10 protein-coding genes are annotated in these 12,012 nt (G+C 45.5%); 1 reads left to right on the top strand and 9 read right to left on the bottom strand.

Going from position 1 to position 12,012, the window contains the following annotated elements; all coding sequences use genetic code 11:
- From M3085_RS09830 to polA, 3 genes are all read right to left on the bottom strand, one after another.
- Positions 1 to 427, bottom strand: a 427-nt coding sequence (locus tag M3085_RS09830) for a hypothetical protein (RefSeq protein ID WP_249052908.1), incomplete at its 3' end; no start/stop codon positions are given.
- Between the two features lie 723 nt (positions 428 to 1,150).
- Positions 1,151 to 1,537 (bottom strand): DUF3836 domain-containing protein, encoded by a 387-nt coding sequence (locus M3085_RS09825; protein WP_178257281.1) that lies wholly within the window; start codon positions 1,535 to 1,537, stop codon positions 1,151 to 1,153.
- A gap of 153 nt (positions 1,538 to 1,690) precedes the next feature.
- On the bottom strand, positions 1,691 to 4,462 hold the full coding sequence (gene polA, locus M3085_RS09820) for a DNA polymerase I (protein WP_249052907.1): 2,772 nt from the start codon (positions 4,460 to 4,462) through the stop codon (positions 1,691 to 1,693).
- Between the two features lie 97 nt (positions 4,463 to 4,559).
- Here polA and M3085_RS09815 point away from each other — a divergent pair, with 97 nt between their 5' ends.
- Complete coding sequence (locus M3085_RS09815) at positions 4,560 to 5,534, top strand: polyprenyl synthetase family protein (protein ID WP_191710162.1); 975 nt, start codon at positions 4,560 to 4,562, stop codon at positions 5,532 to 5,534.
- Positions 5,535 to 5,714: 180 nt separating this feature from the next.
- Here the strand turns inward: M3085_RS09815 and deoC are convergent, their stop codons facing one another.
- The 6 genes from deoC to mnmG form a co-directional block, all read right to left on the bottom strand.
- A complete protein-coding gene (gene deoC / locus M3085_RS09810; RefSeq protein ID WP_191710163.1) occupies positions 5,715 to 6,635 on the bottom strand; it encodes a deoxyribose-phosphate aldolase in 921 nt (306 codons plus the stop codon).
- 3 nt (positions 6,636 to 6,638) lie between these two features.
- Positions 6,639 to 6,962, bottom strand: coding sequence for a nucleotide pyrophosphohydrolase (locus M3085_RS09805; RefSeq protein WP_249052906.1), 324 nt, complete (start codon positions 6,960 to 6,962; stop codon positions 6,639 to 6,641).
- A 2-nt stretch (positions 6,963 to 6,964) separates the two neighbouring features.
- Positions 6,965 to 7,417 carry a D-aminoacyl-tRNA deacylase gene (gene dtd, locus M3085_RS09800; protein WP_204499373.1) on the bottom strand — a complete coding sequence of 151 codons (453 nt, stop codon included), beginning with the start codon at positions 7,415 to 7,417 and terminating at the stop codon, positions 6,965 to 6,967.
- Between the two features lie 98 nt (positions 7,418 to 7,515).
- Positions 7,516 to 9,345 (bottom strand): excinuclease ABC subunit UvrC, encoded by a 1,830-nt coding sequence (uvrC, locus tag M3085_RS09795; protein WP_178257287.1) that lies wholly within the window; start codon positions 9,343 to 9,345, stop codon positions 7,516 to 7,518.
- 85 nt (positions 9,346 to 9,430) lie between these two features.
- Positions 9,431 to 9,955: an adenine phosphoribosyltransferase gene (locus M3085_RS09790; protein ID WP_249052905.1), complete on the bottom strand. Its 525-nt coding sequence runs from the start codon at positions 9,953 to 9,955 to the stop codon at positions 9,431 to 9,433.
- A gap of 56 nt (positions 9,956 to 10,011) precedes the next feature.
- Positions 10,012 to 11,883 carry a tRNA uridine-5-carboxymethylaminomethyl(34) synthesis enzyme MnmG gene (gene mnmG, locus M3085_RS09785; protein WP_204499377.1) on the bottom strand — a complete coding sequence of 624 codons (1,872 nt, stop codon included), beginning with the start codon at positions 11,881 to 11,883 and terminating at the stop codon, positions 10,012 to 10,014.
- Between the last annotated feature and the right edge of the window lie 129 nt (positions 11,884 to 12,012).

The following is a 12,012-nucleotide window of genomic DNA, read 5'->3' as shown; positions in this document are numbered from 1 at the left end:
ATTCTTTGATATAAAAATATCCATCTGTTGATTTTTGTGTATATTCTTTAGGATATCTGTTTGAGGGTGTTCCCGTATATATCCAGTCAATCCTGACGTGACTTATATCTTGGTGGCATTTTATTCGGAAATAAGCAGGTTCTTTTCCATCGTCTGATGTACTTATATTGCGAGGCTCTACGGAATAAATAAGTCCACTGCCAGATTTATAGAGTAATTCTAAAGAAATGGAAGGTGGATAGTAACTGAACGGTGATTTGTTTATTGTTGTGTCAATTTGTGTGTTTATACTACGACTTGTAATCGTAGAAGATTTTCTGTTGTTGTTAATTTCATAGAAATCATTATTGTTACAAGAAAATAATGTTATTATGAAAAAGAATAAAAATAATGGTTGTACGGTGGATGTATTGTTGAATGTTTTCATAATTTAGAGATTTAGTTGATAGCTTTGTAGATGTTGACCATTGCCAAACTATCTGATTCGTTTAAACGGGGAGATGAGGAGGCGGGTGGGGTATCATCGTCCGAAGAACAAGAGAAGTTGAACAAACAGAATAATAAACATACCCATCCGATAGCCGGGCTTCTGAAAAGAAAATGGATTTTCTTCTTCAGAAATTTGAAGTTAATGATTCGCATAGTGATTATTGATTAAGAGGTTAGATTTTTATAGGATTTTTCTTGGACTTGTGATTTGTAATTGAACAAAGGTTTTCCTGAATGATTTTTGGCAATTTTAATAAAAATATTTAGAAAAATCAAGAAGATAAGCAAGAAATCTTATACGCTTAATCAACTTATCTGATTAGGTGTATAAGTTAAATTGTTTCTAAGGGATACGTGTAAATTGCGGCATAAAATTCATTGGGATGGATGCGGGTGTTTATCCGCATGTTTACCCCAATTCATCCGCATAAGTTGGTCAACGCAAGCCGTAGTGTTTTAACCTGTCCGAACATTGGAAAAATGTTTCCGAAAGCTCTGTTTTTATGCTTTCAGGTTATAATTTGTAAGAAGATTGCCGCTAAGTTGATAAAGTCGGGCGGCAAGGAGAAGGGAAGGAAGGGATAGCAAGCATAAAAAAGAGGCGCTTCTCACAAAGTGCCTCTTTATAGAATAAGAGAGTTTATGAATGTTTCGTTTAATGTTACTTATCCATTGTGATTGTCATTTCGGGAACCAAAATGAAATCTTTCTTTCTTGCATTCCATTTGTAATATTCCGTGGTAATGCTCTTGTTACTATAAGTATAACGGATGCAGAGGTCGTTTTCCCAACGGTTCTTCATGCTGTTCCATTTCTGAGAAACGTTTTCCGTCATTCTTTGGTTGTCGTCATACTTATAATTATATTTCATATAGTTTGTCAGCATATTGCCGTCCATCTTGTAAACGGTTTCTGATACTTTCACTCCGTTGACTTCTTCTGCGTTATAGATTAAATTGTTATCCGGATTGGCAGAAAAAACTGTAACGTTAGCAACAAATGCAATTACTGCAACCAATGTGATTTTAATTAAATTCAAAGCTTTCATATCTTTATAACTTTAAGGTTTTACTTTCTTTTTGATTATCTTTACGCTGCAAATGTAGTAAAATACTTGATAATACACCTAATTTTTGCCTAAAAAAATGCAATAAATTAGCAAAGTGTTACCATTTAAAGATATGTTAACAGTTTGAACCGTTTAATGTGCTTCCAACCAATTTTTACCCCAACCGCAGTCTGCTTGCAAGGGAGCTTTCATTTTGTAAGCACTTTCCATTTCGCTTATCACGATTTGCTCTACTTTCTCTCGTTCTGAGGGCACTACGCTAAAGTTTAATTCGTCATGTACCTGAAGAATCATCTTCGATTGCAGACCTTCTTCTTTGAAGCGGCGGTAGATGCGTATCATGGCTACTTTGATGATGTCGGCAGCGCTTCCCTGTATCGGAGCGTTGATGGCATTTCGTTCGGCATACCCGCGAACCACTGCATTGTGTGAGTTGATATCGGGCAGGTAGCGTCTGCGCTTGAATATGGTTTCGATGTATCCTTTCTCGCGTGCCGAGCGAATGCTTTCATCCATGTATTCTTTTACGTGCGGGTAATTCTGAAAATATCCGTCGATTAGTTCTTTCGCTTCTTTGCGGTCGACGTTCAAGCGTTCCGCCAGTCCGAATACCGAAATGCCGTAAATGATACCGAAATTAGCCGTTTTCGCCTTGCTTCGTTGCTCGCGTGTTACTTGGCTCAGGTCTATCTTATAGATTTTGGCAGCCGTGGCAGCATGGATGTCTTGCCCTTTTTGGAAGGCTTCTATCATGTGGGGGTCGCCGCTCAGGTGAGCCATGATGCGCAACTCGATTTGTGAATAGTCGGCAGAGAAGAACTCACACCCGTCGTCGGGTATGAACGCTTTGCGTATTTCTTTTCCGTCTTCGTTACGGATGGGGATGTTTTGCAGGTTGGGGTTGCTGGAGCTCAAACGCCCGGTAGCCGTAATGGTTTGGTTAAACGACGTATGGATGCGCCCCGTATGCGGATTTATCAGTTGGGGCAGGGCGTCGATGTACGTACCTAACAGCTTTTTCAGTCCGCGGTGTTCCAATATCTTTCCTACTATCTCGTGTTTGCCCCGCAGACTTTCCAACACTTCTTCCGAAGTTACATATTGTCCGGTTTTGGTTTTCTTCGCCTTGTCTACTATTTTCAAGCGGTCGAACAGCACTTCGCCGACTTGTTTGGGTGAGGCGATATTGAATTCCACTCCTGCCAGTTGGTGAACCTCTGCTTCGATTTGGTTCATGCGCGCCGTGAAATGTTTCGATGTCTCTTTCAGGGCATCGGTATCTATGCGCACGCCGTTTCGTTCCATGTAGGCAAGTACCGGGACGAGCGGCATTTCTATCTCCTCAAACAGCGGCTTGGCATTGCTTGTTTCAAGTTCCTTTTCCAAAACGTGTTTCAGCTTCAGCGTTACGTCAGCATCTTCGCAGGCATACTTATATACATCCGATGGCGGAAGGTCGCGCATGTTTTTCTGATTCTTTCCTTTGGCTCCTATCAGTTCTTCTATCTTGATGGTTTCATATTTCAGATAGATTTCGGCAAGGTAATCCATTCCGTGCCGAAGCTCAGGTTGAAGAATGTAGTGGGCAATCATCGTGTCGAACATCGGACCTCCGATTTCTACGCCGTAGTTGGAAAGTACAAGCATATCGTACTTGATGTTTTGTCCCACCTTTAAAGTTTTTGGGTTCTCAAACACGGGCTTGAAAAGATTAACAATTTTTTGCGCTTCCTCACGTTCAGCCGGCACCGGTACGTAAAAAGCCTGATTTTCGGCGTAAGCGAAGCTCATTCCTACGAGTTCGGCGGTAATCGGGTCAGTTCCCGTAGTCTCCGTATCCAGACTGAAAATTTCTTTTGTAAGTATCTTTTGTAATAATTCTTGTCTTTTTTCTTCTGTATCAATTAGTTGATAGTCGTAAGATAGGTCTTCTAAGCGCGTGAGATTTGAATTTTTAATTTCATCTGTATTCTCGTCCGCAAAAAATCCAAAGAGATCGGCTTGTGGAGCGGCAGGGGTAGGGGTGGTTTTCTTCTCGTTTTTAAATACCCGCTCCATCAGCGTGCGAAACTCCATTTCCTCGAAAATTTTCCGCAAGGCTTCTTCGTTCGGAGTTTCGCGCTTCAGCGCATCCATATCGAGCGCAATGGGAACATCGGTTTTAATTGTGGCAAGAAATTTCGAAAATTCGATTTGCTCGCGGTTGGTCTCAACCTTTGTTTTGATAGAGCCTTTCAGCTGGTCGGTATTGGTAAGCAGGTTTTCGATGCTGCCGAATTGGGCGATGAGTTTCTGAGCTGTCTTTTCGCCCACGCCCGGACAACCCGGAATGTTGTCGGAAGCATCGCCCATCAGTCCCAGCATGTCGATGACTTGGGTAGGCGACTGGATGTTGAATTTCGCCTTTACTTCCTCCACTCCCATCACGTCGAACTCTTTGTCACCGTATTTCGGGCGATACATAAATACATATTCACCCACTAACTGTCCGTAATCCTTGTCGGGAGTCATCATATACGTGCGGATGCCCCGCTTGCCCGCTTCGGTAGCCAGTGTGCCGATTACATCGTCTGCCTCATACCCCGGTACTTCTAAGATAGGTATGTTATAAGCGCGGATAATATCTTTTATAATCGGAACCGAAAGCCGGATTACTTCAGGAGTTTCTTCCCGCTGAGCCTTGTATTGCTCAAAGGCTTCGTGGCGGAAGGTCGGTCCGGCAGGGTCGAAGGCTATCCCGATGTGTGTGGGGTTCTCCTTTTTGAGCACATCTTCCAGCGTATTGACAAAGCCAAGCACGGCAGAAGTATTGAAACCCTTTGAGTTAATGCGCGGGTTTTTGATAAGGGCGTAGTAAGCACGATAAATCAGTGCGTAAGCGTCGAGTAGAAATAGTTTATCCATTTCGTTATAAAAATCTTAGGTTTTTAAGGCATAAAAGTACAAAAAAATACGCTATTAGCTGTTTTATTATTACTTTTGTGCGATAATTAAATGCTGCATGGATAAACTGGAACTAATTAAATTACCGATAGAAAAAGAACTGGGCGAATTTAAAACGCTTTTTGAGATGTCGCTGCGCAGTGACAATCCGCTGTTGGGCGAAGTATTGGGATACATCAGGAAGCGTAACGGAAAGATGATGCGCCCCATTCTGGTGTTGCTGATGGCCAAGCTTTTTGGTGAAGTGGCGGATGCTACTTTACATGCTGCCCTATCGTTGGAGTTGCTTCACACAGCCAGTTTAGTTCACGACGATGTGGTGGATGAAAGTGACGAGCGGCGCGGACAGTCATCGGTAAACGCACTTTATAACAACAAAATATCGGTTCTGGTAGGCGATTACATGCTTGCCACCAGCTTGAAACATGCAGCGCATACGGGTATCTTGGAATTGGTGGAACTGGTGGCACGTTTGGGACAAGATCTTTCGGAAGGGGAGATTATCCAGCTGGAAAACACCTCCAATCAGAATTTCTCGGAAGAAGTTTACTTCAACGTTATCCGTAAGAAAACAGCGGCTCTGTTTACGGCAAGTGCCGAAAGCGGTGCGGTTTCGGTACACGCGGGAAAGACGGAAGAACGGAATGCGGCATTATTTGGCGAGATGATAGGCATTGCGTTTCAGATTAAAGACGATATTTTCGATTATTATACTTGTCCGGAGCTGGGCAAACCCACCGGCAATGACATGCTGGAAGGCAAACTGACATTGCCTGCCCTTTATGTGTTGAACAAGACGAACGATGAATCGCTCCGCGCATTGGCACTCCGGATTCGTTCGATGGAAGCCTCTAAGGAAGAAATCGCCTCGTTTGTTGAACTGATAAAGCAGGAGGGAGGTATCGCTTACGCCGAAAGCGTGATGCGTTCGTATCGCGACAAGGCATTAGACCTGCTCCCGGAATCTGCCGAACCTTCCATTCGCGAAGCACTTACCGCGTATATCGACTACGTGATAGAGCGTGAAAAATAAGCGGAATAACATTCGTTATCTTCACTATACGGCCCGATGAAACCTCCGATTTCATCGGGCTTTTTTTATGCGGATAGAGCCGGAAAACGCTACCATTAGTGTTACTCATCCCATGCGGTAGCGTTACTCTGTTCTACCCGAAGCGTTGATGTGTTCTATGGGTAGCGTTTTATCTCACAATCAGAAGAACTTTGTTTCTTCATCCACGATGTCCGACAGCAAAAGGTTAGCCAGCCGGCTTGTTCCCAAACGGAAAAACTCGTTGGTCAGCCATTCCTTTCCTAATACTTCTTTTACGATGGTGTAATAGGCGAGGGCATCTTCTACCGTGTTAATGCCTCCGGCGGGCTTAAAACCTACTTTCCGACCGGTTTCGAGGAAGTATTCCTTGATGGCTTGACACATCACGTATGCAGCTTCGGGCGTAGCGGCAGGTTTCTCTTTGCCGGTAGATGTCTTGATGAAATCTGCCCCCGAATACATCGCCAAGATAGAGGCTTTCTTGATGTTTTCGGAACTGCCCAATGCACCTGTTTCGAGGATTACTTTCAGATGCTTGTCGCCGCATACGTCTTTCAGTTCCTCGATTTCATCGCACATTCCTTCGTAATCTCCGCTCAGGAATTTGCCTACCGGGATAACGATGTCGATTTCATCGGCTCCGGCGTGGAGTGCCATTGCGGTTTCGGCAACTTTCACTTCCGTGAAGGTTTGCGACGAGGGGAAACCACCCGAAACGCAGGCTATCTTTACATCGTCCGCCTCCAGCGTGCTGTTTACGATTTCCGCCATGTTGGGGTAGACGCAGATGGCAGCTACGTTTTTCAGGTCGGGATATTTGTCTACAAATTCATTAACCTTTTCGGTGAAACGCATCACGCTTTCCTCGCTGTCGGTACATTTCAGCGTGGTCAAATCAATGCAGTTGAAAAGGAATTTCTTTACCTCCTTCGTATTGTTTTCTTGCATGTATTTGTTGAGAAGATTCGCCGTTTTCGCAGCGATTTCATCGTCATGGAGTGCCGTATTGTATTTGCTGAGCGCAAGTTCATACTTGTTGGCTTGTCCGAGGTTTTCGCGGTCTTCTTCGTAATATTCCATATCTTATTTCAGTTTAGGGTTGTTTTTATGTCTTTCCTTGTCTCGTGAGGTTTTCTTTTCCAAATTTTTCCGGAAGGCTTCGGTCAGGTTGACCCCCGTCTGGTTTGCCAAGCACAGAAGTACCCAAAGTACATCCGCCATTTCATCGCCGAGGTCGTGTTTCTCGCCCTCCTTAAACGACTGGTCGCCATAGGTGCGCGCCATAATCCGCGCCAGTTCTCCTACCTCTTCAGTAAGGACTGCCATGTTGGTCAGCTCGCTGAAATACCGTACACCATACGTCTTTATCCAGTCGTCCACGCTTTGTTGTGCTTCTTCTAACGTCATGATTATTCTTTGTTTTTCGTATCCATGCAGATGGTTACAGGTCCGTTATTCAACAATTCTACTTTCATATCGGCTCCAAACTCTCCGGTTCCTACTTCTTTTCCCAGTCCGATGCTAAGCTCGTTGCAGAAATATTCGTAGAGCGGAACAGCCGTTTGGTGTCCGGCAGCCCGGATATACGACGGTCGATTCCCTTTCTTGGTCGACGCCATCAGTGTAAACTGGCTGACCACCAAAATTTCACCGTTTACATCGATGACGGAGCGGTTCATTACGCCGTTTTCATCGTCGAATATCCGCAGGTTAAGCACCTTCTTGCAGAGCCAGTCGGCGTCTTCGCGTGTGTCTGCTTCTTCAATGCCTACTAATATCATGAGCCCTTCTCGGATGGCTGATTTGCATACTCCGCCGATGGTGACGGAAGCATGGCTTACTCGTTGGATTACTACTCTCATCGTTTTAAATCTTACTTTGACAAATGTACGAAATTAATCGGGATTGCTGAAACGAAGTGTTGAATTTTAGATGTGCTGAGCTTTGCGGTTCTTTCTGTTTACTTTTCGCCGTTTAAGCTCTCTTTAATGTTTCTGGCAGCCACCATTCCCACCGTTTCGGCAATATCTTCAAGGCTTGCTTCCCTGATGCGGGCAACGCTCTTGAACCTTTTCAGCAGTGCGGTTTTCCGTTTCTCGCCCACACCCTTGATGTTATCCAGCGCCGAGGCAATCTGACTTTTGCTCCGCTTGTCGCGATGGAACGTGATGGCAAACCGATGCACTTCGTCTTGTATCCTTTCCAGCAGATGGAAAAGGGGAGTGCCTTGCTTGATTCCGATGCTTACGGGCGGAAAACCAAACAGAATCTCCGAAGTGCGGTGGCGTCCGTCTTTAGCAAGTCCAGCTATCGGAATCTGCAAATGAAGCTCATCTTCGATAACCTGACGTACTACCTCCATTTGTCCCTTTCCACCGTCGGTCAGGATTAAATCAGGCAGTTCGCCCTGCTCCTGCAATACACGTGTGTAACGCCGGCGCACCACTTCCTGCATCGATGCGTAATCGTCCGGCCCTACAACCGTTTTTATGATGTATTTCCGGTAATCTTTCTTGCTGGGTTGTGCTTTCTTGAATACCACACAAGCGGCTACGGCATCCGAACCCTGTATGTTGGAATTATCGAAACATTCGATTCTTACGGGCATTTTATCTATATGTAACTGGTCTTGGATTTCCTTCATCAGACGTACGCTGCGCTGTTCCGGATTCAACTTCTCGGCTTGCTTCAGGCGGTCTACCTTATACTGTTTGACGTTCATAATCGAAAGCTCCAGCAAATGTTTCTTCTCTCCGCGTTGCGGAATGGTAAACGTTACGCCCTGCATTTCCATATCCAGTTCAAAGGGAACGATAATCTCTTTCGACATACTCTTGTAACGTTCTCTCATCTCCACGATGCCTAATTGCAGAAGTTCCTCTTTCGTTTCGTTCATACGTACTTTGTATTCGAAAGTGAAGGCCTGATTGATACATCCGTTCGTGATGTGGAGGTAATTGATATAAGCAGCTCCTTCGTCGGTTTCAATAGAAAATACATCAATGTTGTGGAAGAACGAGCTTACTACCTCGCTCTTTGCCCGGTAACTTTCTATCAGCTCGTATTTCTCTTTGATTTTCTGAGCCTCCTCAAACTTCATTTCCGCCGCCAGTTGCTGCATCTCTTTCATCATGATGTTGCTGATGGCTTGCGTATTTCCCCTTAGTAATTCTCTTGCAGCCGAGATATTTTGCATGTATTCATCGTGCGATTGCAGTCCCACACACGGAGCTTTGCAGTTCTTTATATGATACTCCAAACACACTTTGAATTTGCCGTCGCGAATGTTTTCCGGAGTAAGTGCAAATTTACAGGTACGTAGCGGATACAGTTTCTTGATGAGTAACAGCACTGCCTGCATGGAGGGGATATGGCTATACGGCCCGTAATATGTAGAACCGTCTCGGACGATGCGCCGTGTGCTGAAGATACGGGGAAAGTATTCGTTGGTAACACAAATCGATGGATAACTCTTGTCATCTTTCAGCAGAACGTTATAACGCGGCTTGTATTTCTTGATTAAATTGTTTTCGAGTAGCAGAGCGTCTTCTTCTGTCTTTACTACGATGTAACGTATATCGGCAATCTTGTTTACCAGTATACGTGTTTTGGCGGAATGGTGATCTCTTGAGAAATACGAATAAACACGACGTTTCAGATTCTTTGCCTTTCCTACATAAATAATCGTCCCCTCTTCGTTCAGGTATTGATAGATGCCCGGACTGTCTGGAAGGTTCAGTACGATGCCCCGCAAGTATTCGTTATGGCTGAGTATTTCGTTGTTCTCCATGTGCAGAATATGAAGCACAGATTCCTCAGGCGTATCGGAAAGCAGGCTTACCGGAACAATGGAATCTGTGCTTCTTTGAAATGGTTTATAGTTGTAAGAGGGTAGTGATGTCTACATCGCTGGTGAAAGCTTGTCGTCCGTTTAAGTTCTTCAGCTCGACCACGAAGTTGACGTACGACTTCTTCACTCCGAATTTTCCCATCAAACGGCAAGCGGCAGCCATCGTTCCTCCCGTGGCAAGCAGGTCGTCGTGCAACAAAACGATGTCGTTTTCGTTGATGGCATCTTTATGAATCTGTATCGTATCGGTTCCGTATTCTTTGGCGTATGTTTCTTCAAGAACCTCTGCGGGTAATTTGCCCGGCTTACGTGCCATAATAAATCCTGCTCCCAAGCGTGCCGCCAAAGCGCCGCCCAAGATGAATCCTCTTGACTCAATGCCTACCACTTTGGTGATGCCTTTGTCTTTATACATTTCGTATAGTTCGTCAATCATGCCCTGTAAGCACTCTGCATTCTTGAAGAGGGTAGTCACGTCGTAGAACAATATTCCCGGTATGGGGAAATCCGGTATCTTACGTAAGTTTTTCTTTAATGTTTCTTTGTTCATATCCAATAGTTTATAAGTAATCTTTAAATAAATTGTTTCACGTGAAACACGCACCTTTATCTGCCGAGGAGGACGAGTAACACGTTGATGTCGCTGGGAGATACGCCCGGTATGCGGCTGGCTTGTGCCAATGTCTCAGGATCTATCTTAATCAACTTCTGTCGTGCTTCGGTGGAGAGGGATTGCAGGTTGGCGTAATCGAACTTGCCCCGGATGCGGATGGCTTCCAGCCTATGTATCTTGTCGGCTATCATTCGTTCGCGGTCGATGTAGCCTTTGTACTTTATCTGCACTTCGGCTGCTTCGATAACCTCATCTTTCCGCTCCGTTATCCGGTCAAGTTCTTCCTTGAATGCCGAAACGTGAGGGGCTATGTTCTCAATGGTTACCTGTGGACGGCTGAGCAAGTCGATGAGTTTGCAGCCGTGAGCAAGGCGTGCCGTGCCGATGCTTTCCAGTGCGTCGTTGATGCGGTCGGCCTTGATAGAGTAATTTTTCGCGAACTCTACGATACGCTCTACTTCGGCACGCTTTTTACAGAGCAGGTCGTAACGGCTTTGTTTAGCCAAGCCGAGGCGATAAGCGCGTTCGGTCAGCCGCATGTCGGCATCGTCTTGGCGGAGCAGGATGCGATACTCGGCGCGTGAAGTAAACATACGGTAAGGCTCGTCTACACCTTTTGTTACCAAGTCATCGATAAGAACACCGATGTATGCTTCGTCTCGCCCTAATACGAATGGTTCACCGCCGTGGCAGTTCTGATGTGCATTGATACCGGCTATGATTCCCTGACCCCCGGCTTCTTCGTATCCGGTTGTGCCGTTTACTTGTCCGGCAAAGAACAGGTTTTTGATTATCTTCGATTCCAACGTATGTCTTAATTGGGTAGGGTCGAAGTAGTCGTATTCGATGGCATAGCCGGGACGGTAGATAACCAAATCTTTGAAACACGGGATTCGTTTCAGTGCTTCGATTTGGATATCCATCGGCAGCGATGAAGAAAATCCGTTTAAGTAAAGCTCGTTGGTCGTTTCTCCTTCCGGCTCAAGGAACAGTTGGTGTTGCGGCTTGTCGGGGAAGGTTACGATTTTTGTCTCGATACTCGGACAGTAGCGAGGTCCGATGCTTTGTATCTGTCCGTTGAAAAGGGGAGAATCCGCCAGTCCGCTGCGCAGAACTTCGTGTACCTCTTCGTTGGTATAACACGTCCAACACTGAAGTTGCTTGAGTCGGCGCGGCTCGCTGATAAACGAAAAGCTGTGGAAATCATTTTCTCCATCCTGAGTTTCCATCAGGTCGAAACGGACGCTTCGTGCATCGATGCGTACGGGAGTTCCGGTTTTCATGCGTCCGGCAGTTACGCCGTGGCGCGTGATGGATTCGGTCAGATGATAAGAAGCCGGCTCGGCGCAACGTCCGCCCGCCAACATCTTATGTCCGATGTGCATCAATCCGTTGAGGAAAGTTCCTGCCGTAAGGATGACACATTTGGCGCGAAACGTAACTCCCCAACACGTAACCAGTCCTGTCACTTCTCCGTTTTCAACGATAAGTTCTTCCACCGTATCTTGCCAGATGTGCAGGTTGGGAATGTTTTCAAGAATCTCACGCCACGTCCAGATAAACTTCTGCCGGTCGCATTGTGCGCGCGGACTCCACATAGCCGGTCCTTTCGAGCGGTTTAACATCCGAAACTGAATGGCAGTGCGGTCGGTTACCAAGCCCATGTATCCGCCCAGTGCATCTATTTCGCGAACGATTTGTCCTTTGGCGATACCGCCTACTGCCGGGTTGCAGCTCATTTGCCCGATTTTATTCATATCCATCGTGATGAGACACGTTTTCGAGCCGAGATTGGCAGCCGCAGCCGCAGCTTCGCATCCCGCATGTCCCGCACCGATTACTATTACGTCGTACTTAAAATCCATTGATTTATTTAAATTTATACCGGTTGCAAAAATACAAAAAAATGGGAGTATTCGAAAGCAGCCGATAGTATTGCTGTTGTTTTATATACGGAGAATCTGTGAACGTTTTTGGGTTGCTAATTGTTGAGC

The sequence above is a fragment of the Bacteroides caecicola genome, assembly GCF_023337095.1.
GTDB classification, from domain to species: domain Bacteria; phylum Bacteroidota; class Bacteroidia; order Bacteroidales; family Bacteroidaceae; genus Phocaeicola; species Phocaeicola gallinarum.
Note: the sequence above shows the minus strand (reverse complement) of the source record. Positions and strands in the feature narration are given on the sequence as shown.